A 19,084-nucleotide genomic window follows, 5' to 3' on the forward strand; every position below is an offset into this window, starting at 1 on the left:
TTTTTAATAATCAGCAAAAATAAAAAATCCCGCGAAAGCGGGACTATATATCTGAATTAAAACCAATTATTCCATGGAATTCTTGATAATATTATTACTAATGCTAAGCCATAAAAGATAACAAAAGTTTTAAATTTTGCTTCGCTCTTTACTTGTTTCTTATGTTTAGACCATCCAATTGTAATTAAAACAATTGCAATAATCATCATTATTGGGTGCTCTAAAGCTAACAAACGAGCTCCAGAATCCTTCATAACTTCTCCTCCATTACTTTTTAAGGCTTTAAACCAAGGAGACATAAAATACCACCCTAGACCTATTAATAACTGAATATGAGCCGTTATTAAGGTAAATAGACCTAAACGGAATTCTTTATGGGTGAATTCTTTTTTTTGTACTAATCCAATAATAGCATTTACAACCGTATAAACTAATACTGCTAATACTATGTACGCCCAATAAGAGTGCAATGTTTTCATCATATTTTCTATATTTCTCTTAAATGATGCAATTCAAGAATTACATCATAATTTGTTAGTTTTTGTTGCTTGCAAAGTTACTGTTTTTTACGCATAAAAAAACCACCTCAATTGAGGTGGTTTTATATTTATACTTCTTAAATATTAGAAGTTATATCTAACAGCCATGTTCCAAGTAGTTCCGAAACCGAAAAATACTTTATTTGCTGTGTTAACACCAGAATATGTAGTATCATTACCTCTATCTCCTACGAAGTAGTTAGTTGCTGATTCTGAAATATACTCTTGGTCAAATAAGTTATTGATATTTAATCTAAAGTTTAAAGATTGTCCTTTTTCTTCATTAAATTTCCATTTGTAAGAAAATCCTAAATCAGATACTGAGTAACCTGGTAATTGTAATGATCCTTTGTGATTAGGGTCTGCAAAATCTTCTGCATTAATTCTAGCAAATAATCTATCAACAAAACGTTGGTTATAATCAATTTTAAAGTTTTCTGTAGCTTTAACTTCGATACCCATACGAGCTGTAAACTGAGCAGCATCTCCAACCTTTACATCATTTAAATATAAATCAATAGTTCCAATTGCATTTTGATTTTGATCAAAAGCAGTACCAGAAACATTTCCTTTATACTTCCAGTCTCCAACAGAAACTGTTCCTAAAAACTTAACTGACTCATTTACATCATAAGTAAAATCTAACTCTCCACCAACGTGTACTTGTTCAATTCCTCTTAAATCTGCTCTTCCGTTTACACCTGCAAATCTACTTGAAACAGATAAAAATCTATCTTTCCATTGCGTTCTATATAAGTTTACGTTTGCTTTGAAACGTTCAGTTTTATAACCGTATCCTAATTCAAGTCCAATAACTTTTTCATTTCTAGGATTTGGATTGATATCATTTCTAAAGTTTAAGAAAATTCCATCGAAACGAGGTTGTTTAGAATAGTAACCTGCATTACCAAATACATTATGATTTTCGTTAATGTTCCAGTTTAAACCTCCTTTAATGTTTCCTCCAATAATATTTTGCCAATCAGTTTCTTGAGCTGGGTCAGAATCTAAATAGTTAAAATAATCAATTCTTTTAAATCCTTGTTGAGATACCGATCCTTGAACGAATGCAGAAATATCATCATTTTTATATTCTAACTGAGCAAATGCTCCTAACCAACGTACTTTACCGTCATTATAGTAATTAATTTTTTGCTCATCATCTGAACTTCTAAATACATTCCATAAACTACCGATATCAGAACTATTTGTTTGAGAAACAACATTAAGAGGATTATTAATGTTATCGTTATCACGATATCCATCTGCTCCTAATAAATCGTCAACTCTTCTGTAGTGAATTCCTTTGTAAGAACGTAAATCAATACCAAAATCTAACGATAAGTTTTCGTTTAATTCTGTATTAAAGTTTGATAAGATTCCAAACCAGTTATGAGAATTTACTGAAGCTCTACGAATTGCTCCGTTTCTTCTTTCTAATCCTGCAGGTATTGAAGATGAACTTAACTCATCATCATTTACAATGTAAGTTCCAGTTGTTGGATCAATTGTATTTCCGTAAGAAAAACCATTTGAAAAGTTAGTAACAGTTCCTGAGTTTGCTGCAAATATTTTATCAAACATTACTTGTCCATTTGATGGATCTCTAAATGCTTTATCACTTGCAAACTTACCTCCTAAACGACCAATATCTCCAGTTCCACCACCACGTCCAAATGATGCATATGCTGATGTAGATAATGATGAATTTTCATTAATATCCCAATTCCAGTTAAAAGAAATTACTGGTTTATGGTAAAAGTTTTTTCTCCAGTTAAACTCTTGACCATTTAAATAACCATGGTTGTAGTTATATTTCTTTCCATATTGTAAGTAATCTCCTAATGTTGCCATATTGAAGAAACTTGTTGTTCTTTGATTGTGAGTTTGTGGTGCTCCAGTCATCATGAATTGAAAATCATGATCTCCTTTATCCCATCCTAATCCGATAAAATAGTTATATCCTTCGAATTCAGTTCCATTTACATAACCATCACCTGAAGTTCTGCTTAATAAAAAAGATGCAGCAAAACCGTTTTCGTTCTTACCTGTTGAGTAAGTTGCTAATGTTTTAAGGTAATTATCATTACCATAAGATGCTAAAACTGAACCACCTTCTTTTTTATCAGTTGTTTTAGTAATAATATTAATTGTTCCTCCAACTGAAGAAATTGCTAATTTAGAAGACCCTAAACCACGTTGAACTTGCATTGCTGTTGTTACATCAGAAATACCAGCCCAGTTAGACCAATAAACAGCTCCATTTTCCATATCATTAACAGGGACTCCATTAATTAATACTGCAATATTTTCTTGAGAAAATCCACGTATATTAATTCTAGAGTCTCCGTAACCACCACCAGATTTAGTAGCATATACAGAAGGTGTATTGTTTAAAATTTCAGGAAATTCTTGAGATCCTAATTTTTCTTGTATTTCTGCAGCTTTAATTGTAGATGAAGCTACTGGAGTTTGTCTATCTTTAGCTACATCAATTAATCCAGTAACAATAATTTCTCCTAAAACATTAGAAGGTTCTAACTCAATAGTTCCTAAATTAGTACTTGCTGAAGAATAAGCAACTTCCTTACTATTGTATCCTACAAAAGATACAGTTACTGCTCCAGAATTTGATGTAGCGCTTAACATAAACTTTCCATCGAAATCTGTTGCTGTTCCATTTGTAGTTCCTTTAACTACAACACTAGCTCCTGGTAATGGTTCACCCATTTCGTCGACCACGACACCAGTAAGTTTAGTTTGTCCTAAAACTGTAGCCGTTACAAAGAACAAAGCTACAAGTAAAACATTTTTAAATTTTCTCATTGTTTAATCTAATTGTTATTAAATGCAGGGGCAAAGGTCTTGCTTTTATGCCTTGCCAATATTAACTTAATGTTAAGTTTTTTAACATTGACTTAACAAAACACTCAGCAGAGTAAGATAAAAATTGGCTTTTTTTTTAGTTTTTTAGCATTTTTTTAGCAAGTTCTTTACCTAATTCAACCCCAAACTGATCAAATGAGTAAATATTCCACACTATACCTTGTGTAAATATTTTATGTTCATAAGTTGAAATTAACATTCCTAAAGTTTTCGGCGTCAATTTTTTAAACAAAAGTGAGTTACTTGGTCTATTCCCTTTAAACACCTTATAAGGAAGTAATTGACTTATTTGGTCTAACTTATTTTCAGTTTTTAACTCTAAATGAACCTCTTCTTTTGTTTTTCCATAAGCTAGAGCATCCATCTGCGCATAATAATTAGCCATTAACTTCTTATGATGATCTGTTAAACCATATAACGACGTTTCATATCCAATAAAATCGGTTGGAATTAATTTAGTTCCTTGATGTACCAATTGCATGAACGCATGTTGCATATTTGTCCCTGTACTTCCCCATACTATAGTTCCTGTCTGATAATTTACTTCTTCTCCATTTCTATCTACTCCTTTCCCATTACTTTCCATAATAGCTTGCTGTAAATATGCTGGAAGCTTAGATAAATATTGACTATACGGAAGTACTGCTTCTGTTTCACTTCCAAAAAAGTTATTGTACCAAATACTTAACAATGCTAAAATTATTGGAATATTTTTATCAAAATCTGCTGTTTTAAAATGTACATCCATTTCTTCAGCTCCATCTAATAGCTCTTTAAAATTATCATACCCTACTGATAAGCTAATTGATAAACCTACTGCCGACCATAATGAAAATCTTCCTCCTACCCAATTCCACATTGGAAAAACATTTTTCTTATCTATACCAAAACTATTTACTGCTTCTAAATTAGTTGACACAGCAACAAAATGCTTTGTTATATCAAAAACTGTAGCTGATTTTAAAAACCAATCTCTTATAGTATTCGCATTTGTTAATGTTTCTTGGGTAGTAAACGTTTTTGATACTATTACAAATAATGTAGTCTCTGGATCTAGTTCTTTTAATATTTCTGAAACATGATCTCCATCTATATTAGATACAAAGTGAGTATTTAATTTGTTTTTATAATACTGTAATGCCTCCACTACCATATCTGGACCAAGATCTGAACCTCCAATACCTATATTAACAATATCTGTAATTGATTTTCCTGTATACCCTTTCCATTTACCTGAAATAACTTTATTACTAAAGCTCTTTATTTTTCTTAAAGCTGTTTGTATTTTAGGTTTTATGTCTTTATCATCTATGAGAATAGGTTCTTCTGAATTACTTCTCAAAGCTGTATGTAATACTGCTCTACCTTCTGTTTCATTTATTTTTTCTCCTGAAAAACATTTTTCTATAGCTTCTTGTAACCCTACTTCTTTTGCTAAAGAAACTAATAAATTAATTGTTTCTTCTGTTATATGATTTTTTGAATAATCAACTTCTAAATCTTTATAACAAACAGAAAAGTTTTTCTTTCTATTCTTATCTTTTAAAAACAATTCTTTTAAAGTATTGCTTTTTGTTTCGTTAAAATGTTCGGTTAGTTTTTTCCAAGACTCTGTTTGAGTTGGATTTATATTTGGTAAAGGCATAATTGATTTAATGTTTTTCTATAACTTCTATTTTCCCTGCTAGCGCAGGTTGTTTTTTCTCTTCAACTAATATGGGTTTCTTTTCTGGGAAACGTATTGTATCTAATTGCTTTTTTAATGGCTTTATAAACTCAAAATAAGCAGGTTTAATTTTTGGATCTAAAGGTTCTGCTGAAGGAAGTTTTTGTCTAAATGGATCTACTTGTTTTCCATATTTCCAAAATCGATAACAAACATGTGGGCCACTCGTATTTCCTGTCATTCCTACCCAACCAATAATATCACCTTGTTTTACATAGTCTCCAACTCTAACTTTTCGTCGTTTCATATGCAAATACTGTGTAGTATATGTACTATTATGTTTAACTTTTACATAGTTTCCATTTCCACCTCTCCTAGCTGACTCTACAACTGTTCCACTAGCTGTAGTCATAATTGGCGTACCATATGCTGCAGCAAAATCAGTTCCTCTATGAGCACGAACCCTACCATATAGCGCTATTTTTCTTCTTAAATTATATCGTGATGATATTCTATATTGGAATTTTATTGGTGATTTTAAAAAAGCACGACGTAGCATATTTCCTTTTTCATCATAAAACTCGGGAATTCCTTTTATAGAGTCTGCTACAAATTTATAGGCGTGTAAATCTTCTCCTTTATGATTAAAAACAGCTGCCTTTATTTCTCCATACCCAACAAACGTTGTGTCATTAATAAATCGTTCTTCGTAGATTAATTTAAATTTATCTCCTTTCTGTAATCTATAAAAATCTAAAGTCCAGGCATAAATATCTGCTACTGTATTTGTTAATGTAGGGCTTAAACCTAAACTATCCATAGTTACCGATAAGTTTGAATAAATTTCTCCTGCTATTTCTTTTTCAACAACTTTTACTTTTTTCTTAAACTTATAAGCTGATATTATTGAGTCTTTAAAGTCTACAATAGTTGCATTTACCTTATTATGCTTATAAATAAAAACTTTTGCTTTTTGGAGTGAGTCTTTTGATGTTAATATAGTATATGCCTTTCCTGATCGTATTCTTCTTACATCAAAAGTATCTTTTATTTTAGTTGCTATTTGATTAATTTTCGGGTACATTACATGGTGCCTATCCATTATAATCCCAAAACTCTCACCATTTTTTATAGTGTCGTTAATTACATTATAATTATCTAGGTTAAAGCCAAATGCGTAAACTGGTTTTGGTTTTTCAATTTTAACAACTGTTGGTATGGGTATTTTTTTTTCCTCTTTACATGATAAAAAAAATAAAAAAACAAGAAATGGGAGAATGTATTTTTTCAAAAAAAGTTATTTTAAAATTGAGTTTGTGCGCAAAAGTACAAATAAAAACTTTTGCTTTTAACACTTTAACAATATCTAAACATCTTATAACTCTCTATTAATCAACTACTATTTCAAATGGATTTGCCAATCCTTTATAGGCTTCCAATTCAGCACGAAGAGACCCTACTGATAATGATGCCTTCATTTTTATAGGTATTTTATTGTCATCAGCAGTAATCCAAACAGTTACACTTTCTTGTGCTTTAAAAACTCTTCCTGCTTGCACCATTGGTTGAAATTTTTGGGTTCTAACTTTACCAAACTTTGTTTTCAACATTTCATACCCCAAAAATCGCAGTTTAAAAGGATAGCTTTTATCATCAAAAAACATATCTACTTTAATTTCTTCTCCCATTTTCATTTCTTTAGTATTATAACTTCTTAAGAAATAAAAAGTAGAAATCATATCTTGAGGTCCTTTTACAGAAATAATACTGTCTTTTTGCTTTATAAAATCTTGAACATACGCTGTATTATTATCCTGATTAAAAGTTATTTGACGATTCTTTTTATAACCTCCTTCATCTATTTTTCTTTTAAATAAATATGGCTTGCCTGTTTTTTTATCAAAATACGATTGATAATCATCATCTACTTTAAAAAACCATTTAATCATCCCTGTAGTCCAACCTTTTCCTGTAGCATGCAATACTTTTTTACCGTTTAAATCTTCTTCTTTTAATGACAATGTTGCGTTACCAGCTTTTAAAAAACCACTATAACTCATTTTAAATTTAAGCCATTCTCCATCTTTAAACACTTCAGTTTTTTCTTGACCAAAAGTTACTATGCTAAAAAACAATAAGGAAATAAAAAATATCTTTTTCTTCATGATGTTCAAACTTATGAAAAATGATAGACAATTACCATTCCAAAATAAAAAAAGCTGCTTGATTTTAACATTCAAGCAACTTTTTATTATAGTTAAGGATTAAAATGTTCCCCAATTTTTTAGTTCTTCTTCACTCCATAAATACGGAAAAAATATTCTACGTTGATATTTAGGATGCATGTACTTACGCCAATTACTTCCTCCAGTCGCTTCTAAATCTTTATCTCCTCCTCCTAAATATTTACCTGCAGCATTGTAATGTGCCATTACCCATTTTACATTTACTGTATAATCATAATGACGCATTGCTTTAACTAACTCTTCATTATTTTGAACACCTTCTGGTAATTCCTGAAATTTCTTAGACAAGTTACAATCATTATAATCTTCCATAAAATCAATAAAATCACCCATATACTTTTTTTCAAAAAGTTTTAACAAGGTGGTTTTTTGACCTGTTGTATAATTTTTTCCTGCAGCTTGCCAATACAAATGTTCGAAAGCATTTTTAAAAGAAGAACTTCTATCAATTGTTTCTCTATAACGAGCGTCTATTAAATTAATAAGTTCTGTTGAAGCAAATTCTATTTTACGGTATTGTGCACTTTGAAAACCACTTGCTGGTGCTAATGTATTACGGAATTTCAAATACTGTTCTACATCCATTCCATCCTGCATAACTGTAAAGGAATTGCATAGCATATCGAAATACCTACTAATACGCATTAAGTGTTTTGAAAATTTCTCTGCAGTAATTGCTTCTTCTGAAAGTGAAATTTGATTTATCTCCCACAATATCATTTTAAACAACAACTCATTTACTTGATGATACATAATAAACACCATCTCATCTGGTTGCGTTGTTCTAGGTATTTGCAAACCTAATAATGCATCTGTTTGAATATAATCCCAATATGTTATTGGTGTACTATGAAGCAAACCCTCTAACATTGTTTCTACTGGAACACCTAATTTATCGTACTTTTCCTCTATTGCTTTTAAAAGCTCTTCTCTATTCATTCTATATTTTATATAAACATTATTATTATAAATCATTAACCATTTTCACAAGCAAGAATACTTATGAAAATGGTGATTTAATGTTTCTATAATTTTTCACTCGGACTATAACGTTCCTCTTTTCAATTGCTCTCTTTCAATTGATTCGAATAAAGCTTTAAAGTTACCTGCTCCAAAACCTCGAGCTCCCATTCGTTGAATTATCTCAAAAAACAAGGTTGGTCTATCTTCTACTGGTTTTGTGAAAATTTGTAATAAATATCCTTCTTCATCAGCATCAATCATAATAGATAGTTCTTGTAATTTAGAAATATCTTCTTTCATCATATCCATATGTTCTCCTAAACGTTCAGGAATCATATCGTAATACGATTGTGGTGGTGGTGGTAAAAACTCAACTCCGTTAGCTTTTAATTGAGATACTGTTTTTATAATATCATCAGTCGCTACTGCAATATGTTGCACACCTTCTCCTTCATAAAAATCAAGATATTCTTCAATTTGAGAACGTTTTGCCGCTTTTGCTGGTTCGTTTATTGGAAATTTAATTCTACCATTTCCATTAGACATTACCTTACTCATTAATGCTGAATATTCTGTATGTATTTGCTTATCATCAAACGATAAAAAGTTTACAAATCCCATTACATCTTCATACCATTTTACCCATTTATTCATTTGGCCCCAACCTACATTACCAACCATATGATCTATGTATTTTAAACCTGCACTTGGTGGATTATAGTCTGTTTTCCATTCTTGAAATCCTGGTAAAAACACTCCGTTATAATTTTTACGCTCCACAAACATATGTACTGTTTCTCCATATGTATAGATCCCTGCTCGTACCACTTCTCCATGCTCGTCTGACTCTACTGTAGGTTCCATATATGATTTTGCTCCACGCTTTGTAGTTTCTTCATATGCTTTACGGGCATCTTCTACCCATAACGCAACTACTTTTACTCCATCTCCATGTTGAACTATATGGTCGTTTATAGGCGACTTACTATTTAAAGGCGTAGTTAAAATTAATTTGATTTTATCTTGTGTTAACACATAACTCACAGAATCTTTAGATCCTGTTTCTAATCCTCTATATGCGTACGATTGAAAACCAAATGCTGTTTTATAAAAATGAGCAGATTGTTTTGCATTACCTACATAAAACTCTACATAATCTGTTCCTAAAAGCGGTAAAAAATCTTGCGCTCCTTCAAATATTTTTTCTAAACCGTAGTTTACTGATTTAACTTCTTTTGCCATCTTTTTTGATGTTTATATTTTTTCCTGAAAAACAGGTATGTTTTTAATTTATTCTAACCAAGATTTATAATAATCTTCATCTGCAATTTTCATTGCCTCTTCTGTTACCATTAACGGTTTAAATGTATCAACCATTACTGCTAACTCTTCAGTTTCTTTTTTTCCGATACTTCTTTCTGCAGCTCCTGGGTGTGGTCCGTGAGGAATACCTGCTGGATGCAATGATATATGACCTGCTTCAATATCGTTTCTACTCATAAAATCACCATCTACATAATACAATACCTCATCAGCATCTATATTACTATGGTTATAGGGTGCTGGAATTGCATCTGGGTGATAATCATATAATCGAGGAACAAATGAACAAATTACAAATGCATTTGTTTCAAATGTTTGATGAATTGGAGGTGGTAAATGAATACGACCTGTTATTGGTTCAAAATCGTGAATTGACAATGCATACGGGTAATTAAACCCATCGTAACCAACCACATCAAAAGGATGTGTTGCATATACCATTTCGAAAATTTCATCTTTCTTTTTTACTTTTATAATGAAATCTCCTTTCTCGTTATTAGTTTCTAATTCGTATGGACGACGGATATCACGTTCACAATATGGAGAATGCTCTAATAATTGTCCGAACCAGTTTCTGTATTGCTTTGGTGTATAAATTGGTGAATGAGATTCAACAATAAATAAACGATTATCTTCTGTATCAAAATCGATTTTATAAATTATTCCACGTGGAATAATTAAATAATCTCCATATTTAAAATCTAAATTACCATAAATGGTTCTTAATTTACCCGTTCCTTTATGAATGAAAATCATTTCATCAGAATCAGTATTTTTATAAAAATAATCAGTGGTAGATTTTTTGGGTGCTGCTAAAGCAATATGACAATCAGAGTTTGTTAAAACAATTTTTCTACTTTCTAAAAAATCATCTTGAGGAGTTACTTGAAATCCTTTTAACCTATATGATTGAATATTATTTTCTTTAGCTATTTTTGGAGCAACACTATATTTTCTTTTTATTTCTTTTACTTGTGTTGGTCTTTGTTCATGGTAAGAGTTGGTTGACATTCCGTCAAAACCAACAGTTCCAAACAATTGTTCGTAATATAAACTTCCATCTTCTTTACGAAATTGCGTGTGTCGTTTTGGTGGGATTTCCCCTAATTTATGATAAAATGGCATTACTTTATTTTTTAATGAATTAATATAGGCTTCAACTAAGAAAACACTACTACTATTTATTATTCTTTAAAATAATTATTAAGCAACTATTCTGGATTACGCTTTATCATATATTTTAAATGCGCTAAAAGATCTTCCCAATGCATTTTCATTAGTTTTTGTTGTGTGTTTACAAATATACCAAATTTAAAAACACATTATATCTTCTTAGAATTCAAAAAAGTAACATACTTTATTTAAAATTAATCTAAATAAACTTTGTTATTAGTTTTTTCATAAATATATTTGCGCTGTTTTTCTAATTAATTTAATTAAATCTAAATAAAAACAATGAAAACAATTATAACATCCATACTATTTTTTATAGTTGTGGTAAGTTCAGTTGCTCAAAATAATATTATCAATGGAAAAGTTGTTGATAATAATAATGAGCCTATAATAGGGGTAAACCTATCTATAAAAAACTCAAAAATTGGTACTCAGACAGACATGGATGGGAATTTTACGATTAAAGATGTTCCTAATGGTGATCAAACTATAGTTGCTTCTTTTATCGGTTTTAAAACCAAAACATTAACTGTTTCTGTGCCTTCTAATTCTATAAACATTACTTTATTTGAAGGAAATGAATTATTACAAGAAGTAGTTGTAGATACTAATAGAAAAAATAAATTTTCTCGTAAAAAATCTGCTTATGTAGCTAAATTACCTTTAAAAAACATTGAAAACTCTCAGGTTTATAGTACAGTTACCAATCAATTATTAGTTTCTCAATCGGTAACTAGTTTTGAAGATGCTTTAAAAAACACTACTGGTGTTGAAAAATTATGGTCTTCTACTGGTAGAAGTGGAGATGGTGCAGGTTACTATTCTATTAGAGGTTTCTCTGTACAACCTAAATTAGTAAATGGTGTTCCTGGTATTACTAACGGATTTATTAATCCTGATAATGTTGAAAGAATAGAAGTAGTAAAAGGTCCTTCTGCTACTTTATTTGGAAGTACTGTAACTTCTTATGGAGGATTAATTAATGTTGTTACCAAAAAGCCTTATAGAGGTACTGGAGGAAACATTACTGTTGGTGCTGGTTCTTTTGGATTTAAAAAATTAACTCTTGATGTTAATACTAATGTTGAAGACAACGAGGATATTTCTTTAAGGTTGAATGCAGGTTACCAAACTGAAGATAGTTTTCAGGATGCTGGATTTAGAAAAGCTTTATTCTTAGCCCCTTCTATTTCGTATAAAGTTAACAACAGATTAACGTTGAATTTTAATTACGAATTATCATCTACTGACCAAACAAATCAAACATTTTTATTTTTAAACAGAGGTGCTCCACTAACTTTTAAAAATTTAACAGAATTGAATTACGATAGAAACAAATCATTAACCAACAATGATGTTTCTATTAAAAATCCAACTCAGAATTATAGAGGTGAAATTGCTTATAAGATTACTGACAATTGGTCTTCGCAAACAATTATAGCTGGTGGTAATGCAAAATCTGAAGGTTATTATACTTATTTGTATAATCTACAAGCTAATTTATTTGGTTTATATGCTCAAAATACTGACGCAGAAACTAACACATTAGCTCTACAACAAAACTTTACTGGTGACATAAAAATTGGTGATGTTAGAAATAGAATTGTAGTTGGTGTTGATTATTTAAAATCGCAAATTATTGATAAAAGTTCTGGTTTTAGAGGTATACATGTAGTTAATCCTCAAGGACAAGTAATTCCAGTTCCAGCTGCTTTTGGTTTTGCTAACTTACCTATAAATAAAGCAAATATTGATGCTGTATTAGCTAATGTTCCTAGATCAAATTCAGATTTAAATCAGAATGTTTTAAGTGGATACATCTCTGATGTTGTAAATATATTACCAGAATTATCTGTAATGGCTGGAGTTCGTTATGATAGATTCCAATATAAAGGAGATGCTAATGATAGTACTGATGATGATAAAGCATATACAAAATCTACTTTTTCTCCAAAATTTGGTGTTGTTTATCAGCCAATTTTAAATGAATTATCTGTTTTTGCAAACTATCAAAATGGTTTTACTAATGTAAACCCAGAAAGAGTACCAATTGATTTAACGAATCCAGCTGCTGGAACAAAAATTCAGTCGTATGATTTAGAACAAGCAAATCAATTAGAATTTGGTGTAAAATCTAATTTATTTAACAACAAGCTTGAGGCTACATTAAGTTACTATGACATTACTGTTAAAGATAAAGTAATGGGCTTTGGTGCAAGCAAACAACAAGACGGAACTGTTAAAAGTAAAGGTTTTGAATTAGAATTAAACGCTAACCCTATTGATGGATTAAACCTACGTGGTGGTTTTAGTTATAATGATGCTACAGTAACTAAATCTGCTTCTAGACCTGATTTAATTGGAAAACGTTTAGCTGAAGCTGGACCAGAAACTTCTTATAATTTTTGGGCTGACTATAAATTCTTAGATGGAATGGCTAAGAACTTTGGTGTAGGTTTTGGATTTAATGGAGCTAGCGATTATAACACTATGGTTGGTTATCCTACAGCTGGAGACTTTATACTTCCTTCTTATACTATTTTTAATGCTTCTGTATACTACGAACATGATAAATTTAGAGTGAGTGTAAAAGCAAACAACTTAACTGACAAAGAATATTATAAAGGTTGGAGTACAGTAACTCCTCAAGCACCAAGAGCTTTCTTAGGTACTTTTACGTATAAATTTTAAGCTAACTCTTTGTGTAGTATAAATTAATCTATTTAAATAAATGCTTCAGAACTCTTGGCCACTTTTTGGCTGAGGGTTTTGCAATTAAAAAAAATAAAAGATGATCAGTATTTTAATAGCAATAATGTTTTTAGGTTGCTACCTACTTTACAATACTTCACAAAAAACAATTATTGTTTCTAATAACACTTTAGTAAAGAAGTTTCGTAATAATGAACAACTATCAAAAACTATTGGTCTAGGATTTTTATTAATTACGTTAGTTTTTGCTAGTATTAACTTCGGTGTCTTTTCTGGAATATTATTTTGGTTGGTTGCTTTAACCTTAATAATGAGCTTACTAATAATCTTAAGTCCCTTAAGAATAATAAACTATAAGTTTCTAATTGCATTGTTAATAGTGCTGTTACTAATCGAATTTATTTTATAATATGCCTGCAAATCCAAAACACTTAACAACTTCTCCATGGCAACAGTTTGCTAAAATATCTTCTGGAATTCTTGGAGGCTATATGGTAACTGCATTATTTCATATGTGTTTAGCTCTTTGGTTACCATATTCAAGAGAAGTTTTAATAACATCTATTTATACTCATTTTATAGTTTGGTGTGTTCTACTAATCATCCCTTTTCTTTTTAAAAATGGGTGGAAAGCATGGGGGATATATATTCTTATTTCAATAATCCTTTATATCATATTCTATTTTGGTAATCAACAAAATCCTTTTGTATAATGAGTAAAAGAAATTACAATGTATTTTTCAATACACATACAGTAAGTGGTATTGTTATTAGCGTAGCTTTATATGTTATCTTTTTTGCTGGTGCTTTTGCTTTATTTAAAGATGAAATTGAAGTATGGGAGGATGGAAAACATTCTAAAAATATTGCTAGAGAACAAATAGATTATGACTTTTTATTAAAAAAGCTTTCAGAAAACTATCATTTAACTAGTAGAGATATTCGTTTTTACTTAGGTCATAAAGATGATAACATTTATGTCTTAACCTCACCAGCAAAAGATACGTTAAACGTTCCTGTTGAAGCAAAATATCAGAATTATCAATCAATAAATATTCATACTGGTGAGACTACTTCTTATGCTGAAAAATATGGATTAGGAGAGTTTTTATACCGACTGCATTTCTTTACTCAAATACCAATTATAGGAATATACTTAGCTGGGTTTATTTCTTTCTTTTTTTTATTTGCTATTGTCACAGGTGTTATAGTTCATTGGAAAAAAATTGTTTCTAACTTTTATCAGTTTAATCCAAAAACAGCTTTAAAACGTGTTTGGACTGATGCTCATACTGCATTAGGTGTTATAGGCTTGCCTTTTCAATTTATGTTTGCTATTACTGGAGCCTACTTTTGCCTAAGTATTCTTGTTTTAATTCCTGCTAACTTTTTATATAAAGGAGATCAGAATAAATTGATGGAAGACTTACGACCCGACCGTAAAGTATATGAATGGATTAAAAAAACTGATAAGGAACTGCCTAGTGTAAATGATTTTGTTGAAAAAAACACAAAACTTTGGAATGATTTTAATCCTGAATATGTACATATAAAAAACTATGGAGGCTCTAATATGAAATACCTCCTTTTAGGTTCTTTAGTATCTAAAGAACGATTACTAAGTTCTGGAAATATTTTATACGATTTTGAAACAGGAAAAACTACCATTAATAGGAATCCAAATGAACCCAGATATACTGATGATATCCAATTATCCATGACCCGTTTACATTTTGGAAACTATGGGGGGATTGCTATTAAAATAGTTTATTTCATTTTAGCTTTAATTACCTGTTTTGTAATTATTACTGGAGTTTTAATATGGATTGAAGCTCGTAATAAAAAAAGCATGAGTTTACGACAACGATTGTATACTGCTAAAGTTGGGCATATTTATATGGCAATTTGCTTGTCTTTATTTCCTGTTATTGCTTTATTCTTTTTAGTAGTTAAAATTTTACCTCAAGAATACCTAACCCAAAAAATGTCAATTTTAAATAATTGGTTCTTTATTGTTTGGCTTATTTGTATTCTCTTCTTTAGGTTTAAAAGAAATAACTATTTCACTAATAAAGTTACTTTATTAGCTGGAGCCATTTTAGGTTTCTTAATACCTATTTCTAGTGGAATTAAATCCAATAACTGGATTTGGAATACTTATAAAAACAATCAATTTGACATTTTAACTATTGATTTATTATGGCTTGTTTTAGCCGCTACTGCACTTTTTATATACTTTAAAATAAAACCATCTATACAAGAACAAAGTGCTTTTAATAAACATAAAATTGACTATAAAAACATTAAATCTTTAAAACAAGAAGAGAAAAATAAATTACAACAAATAAAACCAGAAATTATGGAAAACACTACTGTTACACATCAAGGTTCTTTATCTATAAGAACAAAAATTATTATTCTTTGGATATTCTTAGCTATAGGCTGGATTATACATCATATGTATGGATTATTTAATATTTATTATAACGAAACTTTAATGATGAAAGGTGCTACTGGAGAAGCTCCTCTAATTCATCATATATACCGTATTTTATTTGAAGGTATGTGCTTATTATTTGGATTGTTTACTCTAGAAATATCTAAAAAATGGTTTAAAATAACTTCTTTGGTTTGGGCTAGTATTGCCGCTTTATATAATCTTTATCATTTCTTTGAAGCGATTATGCACGAATCTAGTAATGTTTCAGAAATCTTCATGCTAACTCTAGTTGCAATTGCAAGTACATTTTTAGTTATTAATATTTATAAGTGGATTAAAGGTTAAGTCTATTAATTTTATATAGGCTTATATCTATTTCCTTTATCCCCCGTATATGGAGATTGTTATAGCCAACAACAAAACATCGCAGTTAAAAAAAATACTGCGACTACAAACAAAAAGTATAGACTGTGGTATAAAAACTACGGTCTATACTATTGATCCTACTTATGGTCAAGGATTTGTAACAAGTTACTATTTTGAAGGCTTATTAATTAATATAATTAATGCTAAATTTAAAGAAGATTTTCTTTTTACCTCAAAACAAAACTTAAATGCTTTAGAACTTTCTGTTTTAATAGAAGGAGAGAAAATTATTCGTGTTTCTAATTTTAAGAGCGATCTTGTTCTTGAAAAAAATGAAAGTTATCTCTTATACGATAATAGTGAAAGCAAAAAAATAATTTTTTATAAAGATAAACCTCTCAAAGAAGTAAAAATTAGAATGTATGATGATTTCATACAAAAGCATAAAATGCAACCGTTGTTATCTAATGACAAAGTACTTAGTTTAAAAAAAATAAATAAAAATTTTACACAACAGTTAACTTCTAAAATGGAAGAAGTTGTTACTGAAATACTCATTAATTCACAAAAAGGTTTATTAAAACGTATTTTCTTAGAATCTAAAACTTTAGAATTATTACATCTACAATTAAGTTTTCGAACTAAAAGAATGTATAATTCTGATAGTATTTTGAAGAAAATATACAAAGTAGAAACTATACTTCAAACCAATTTACATGAGCAAATATCCATACAACAACTTGCTCGTAGAGTACTATTAAATCAGAATGTTTTAAAAAACGAGTTTAAAAAGTTATTTGGAGAAACAATTTTTAATTATACCAAAAACCTAAGAATGAGTAAAGCTAAAAATTTGCTTATTCATACACAAAAACCTATTTATGAAATAGCAGATATGGTAGGGTATAAAAACCCTACTCATTTTACTGCAGCATTTAAAAAGAATGAGAAAAAAACCCCAAAAGAATTCCGTAAAAATTATATGCATAACTCAAAAAGCTAAGACTTAAACTCATATTTTAATTTTCTTAATTGAGCGTTAATAATTATTTCCATTCGACGTAAACTTTCACTCTCTAGATTCATACATGCATCTACCCACATGTTTGTAATATCTCCTAGTTCGTTTTTTTGTAATGGAAAAACTCTTTTTATGCATTTATAATGATTGTATTTAAAACTGAAACTTGATTTTTTTAGGTAATTTACTACGGCTGTTATTCCTGAGTCTTTGCTGAAAATATTATCCACCAACCCCATTTTTTCTACTTCTTTAGCTTCGTATACATTTCCAGTATTTAAAACTTCAATAGCAGTCTTTATATTTAATTTTCTGCATAAAAAACTATAAGCTCCCATACCTGGAAAAAGGTGAAACTTGTTTTCTGGCAAACAAAATTTTGCTGATTCATGTGAAAGTATAACATCGTGTGCCATTGCACATTCAAAACCACCTCCATATGCATTCCCTTCAACCAATGCAATACTTAAAACAGGTAAATCAAATGTGTTATATATATTATAAATAGCATCTATACATAAATTAGCATACTCTTCTAGTGCTTCTTTATTTTGTGTTTTTATACTCTTTAAAAAATAAGGTAAATCGCCTCCCATATTATATACTTCATTATGTGTTGACGCTGATACAATGTACTTTAATGGATATCCATTATCTGCAAACATCATTTTTAAGTCTTTAGTTAAATCTTTAAACTCATGTAATGTATCTATTGAAAAGTTCGGTACTCCTTCAGATTTAATACTCCAAAGAACTAACTCATGCTCTGGGTAATAGTTTACTTTAAAATTTTCATATTGTTTTATCATTGCTTTATTTTTTTAAGACACATCTGTTTTACACCTTTCTAACCAAGCCTCATCCCTATAAGCTTTTGCTTTTTTCCCTCCATCAATATGATTCCATCCTGGAGGCATAAAAAGGTATTTTAGTTTATCAGAAAAAGTAGGTGCCTTTTTAACGTCCTTCCATAGTTCTTTCCACATTAAGAATTGTACATCTGAAAAACTTTCACTATTCAACGTATCGTGCATAATTCCGTAAGAAATTTTTTCATTATCTAATTCTTTCTGAAAAGTTTTAAAAACACGATCCCAAATACTAAATGTTTCTCCATAATTTCTATCTAAATAAATATGATTTTTGGCATGGTGTACTCTATGAACTGAAGGAGTTATTAATATTTTATCTAACCATTTTTGTTTCCCTATAACCTTTTCATTTACATGCGTTAGGGTTGCATATAAACGCGCTACAGGTTCAATTATAAAAATCATCAATGGATGGAATCCTAAAAGAGGCAACCAGATAAAATTAAAAGGTGTAAAAAACACATCAAATATTGATCCTCTTGCGACTACAGTTAAATTCATATCTTCTGCTGTATGATGTACTCCATGAATACACCATAAAACTCGAACTTTATGTCCTAAATAGTGAATAAAGAACACTGTGAAATCGTATAGAAAATAAGCTATAACCCATACGTACCACTGAAATCCTAAATTAAATAACTTGTACTCATATAGTAAAAACATGGTACCTACAATGAATACTTTTGATAGTAAAAAGTAAGGGATACTTTGTACTAAATAAGACACTATACTAACTACTCCTTCTTTTTTTCTTTCAACAAAATTTGTTAAAATAAGTATACCCCATTCAACTAACATTAATACGAGTACTATTACACTCATATGCTCTAACTGACCTACTAAATTTTCTATAGATGATAAATCCATATTCATA

Annotated in this window: 15 protein-coding genes; 5 read left to right on the forward strand and 10 right to left on the reverse strand. The window is 29.8% G+C overall.

What is annotated here, in order from left to right:
- Positions 1-56: 56 nt before the first annotated feature.
- The 8 genes from Q0881_RS00630 to Q0881_RS00665 form a co-directional block, all read right to left on the reverse strand.
- Positions 57-479, reverse strand: a complete 423-nt coding sequence (locus tag Q0881_RS00630) for a hypothetical protein (RefSeq protein WP_299157004.1) — start codon at positions 477-479, stop codon at positions 57-59.
- A 144-nt stretch (positions 480-623) separates the two neighbouring features.
- A complete protein-coding gene (locus Q0881_RS00635; RefSeq protein WP_299155982.1) occupies positions 624-3,365 on the reverse strand; it encodes a carboxypeptidase-like regulatory domain-containing protein in 2,742 nt (913 codons plus the stop codon).
- Between the two features lie 136 nt (positions 3,366-3,501).
- A complete protein-coding gene (gene pgi, locus Q0881_RS00640) occupies positions 3,502-5,070 on the reverse strand; it encodes a glucose-6-phosphate isomerase (RefSeq protein WP_299155983.1) in 1,569 nt (522 codons plus the stop codon).
- 7 nt (positions 5,071-5,077) lie between these two features.
- The gene (locus Q0881_RS00645; protein WP_299155985.1) at positions 5,078-6,382 is read right to left on the reverse strand and encodes a peptidoglycan DD-metalloendopeptidase family protein; all 1,305 of its coding nucleotides are present in this window, start codon (positions 6,380-6,382) and stop codon (positions 5,078-5,080) included.
- A 97-nt stretch (positions 6,383-6,479) separates the two neighbouring features.
- Positions 6,480-7,256 (reverse strand): DUF3108 domain-containing protein, encoded by a 777-nt coding sequence (locus tag Q0881_RS00650; protein ID WP_299155987.1) that lies wholly within the window; start codon positions 7,254-7,256, stop codon positions 6,480-6,482.
- A 99-nt stretch (positions 7,257-7,355) separates the two neighbouring features.
- A complete protein-coding gene (locus tag Q0881_RS00655) occupies positions 7,356-8,276 on the reverse strand; it encodes a tryptophan 2,3-dioxygenase family protein (protein ID WP_299155989.1) in 921 nt (306 codons plus the stop codon).
- Between the two features lie 105 nt (positions 8,277-8,381).
- Entirely contained in the window at positions 8,382-9,542 is a 1,161-nt protein-coding gene (gene hppD, locus Q0881_RS00660; RefSeq protein WP_299155991.1) for a 4-hydroxyphenylpyruvate dioxygenase, read from the reverse strand.
- Between the two features lie 48 nt (positions 9,543-9,590).
- Positions 9,591-10,748, reverse strand: a complete 1,158-nt coding sequence (locus tag Q0881_RS00665) for a homogentisate 1,2-dioxygenase (protein ID WP_299155993.1) — start codon at positions 10,746-10,748, stop codon at positions 9,591-9,593.
- Positions 10,749-11,078: 330 nt separating this feature from the next.
- Between Q0881_RS00665 and Q0881_RS00670 the strand changes: the two genes are divergently transcribed.
- From Q0881_RS00670 to Q0881_RS00690, 5 genes are all read left to right on the forward strand, one after another.
- Positions 11,079-13,487, forward strand: a complete 2,409-nt coding sequence (locus Q0881_RS00670; protein ID WP_299155995.1) for a TonB-dependent receptor — start codon at positions 11,079-11,081, stop codon at positions 13,485-13,487.
- Positions 13,488-13,587: 100 nt separating this feature from the next.
- A complete protein-coding gene (locus Q0881_RS00675) occupies positions 13,588-13,917 on the forward strand; it encodes a hypothetical protein (protein ID WP_299155996.1) in 330 nt (109 codons plus the stop codon).
- 1 nt (position 13,918) lies between these two features.
- Positions 13,919-14,221, forward strand: a complete 303-nt coding sequence (locus Q0881_RS00680; RefSeq protein WP_299155998.1) for a hypothetical protein — start codon at positions 13,919-13,921, stop codon at positions 14,219-14,221.
- On the forward strand, positions 14,221-16,293 hold the full coding sequence (locus Q0881_RS00685) for a PepSY-associated TM helix domain-containing protein (RefSeq protein ID WP_299156000.1): 2,073 nt from the start codon (positions 14,221-14,223) through the stop codon (positions 16,291-16,293). Before Q0881_RS00680 ends, Q0881_RS00685 begins: the two co-directional genes overlap by 1 nt.
- A gap of 49 nt (positions 16,294-16,342) precedes the next feature.
- Complete coding sequence (locus Q0881_RS00690; RefSeq protein ID WP_299156002.1) at positions 16,343-17,317, forward strand: AraC family transcriptional regulator; 975 nt, start codon at positions 16,343-16,345, stop codon at positions 17,315-17,317.
- On the opposite strand, the gene Q0881_RS00695 is transcribed toward Q0881_RS00690, so the two are convergent.
- Both Q0881_RS00695 and Q0881_RS00700 read right to left on the reverse strand, forming a co-directional pair.
- On the reverse strand, positions 17,314-18,144 hold the full coding sequence (locus Q0881_RS00695; protein ID WP_299156004.1) for a crotonase/enoyl-CoA hydratase family protein: 831 nt from the start codon (positions 18,142-18,144) through the stop codon (positions 17,314-17,316). The two genes, Q0881_RS00690 and Q0881_RS00695, sit on opposite strands and share 4 nt — an antisense overlap.
- A gap of 12 nt (positions 18,145-18,156) precedes the next feature.
- Positions 18,157-19,083, reverse strand: coding sequence for a sterol desaturase family protein (locus tag Q0881_RS00700; RefSeq protein WP_299156006.1), 927 nt, complete (start codon positions 19,081-19,083; stop codon positions 18,157-18,159).
- Position 19,084: the final 1 nt, after the last annotated feature.

Origin of the sequence: uncultured Tenacibaculum sp. (genome assembly GCF_947494125.1) — a bacterium.
Lineage (GTDB): Bacteria > Bacteroidota > Bacteroidia > Flavobacteriales > Flavobacteriaceae > Polaribacter.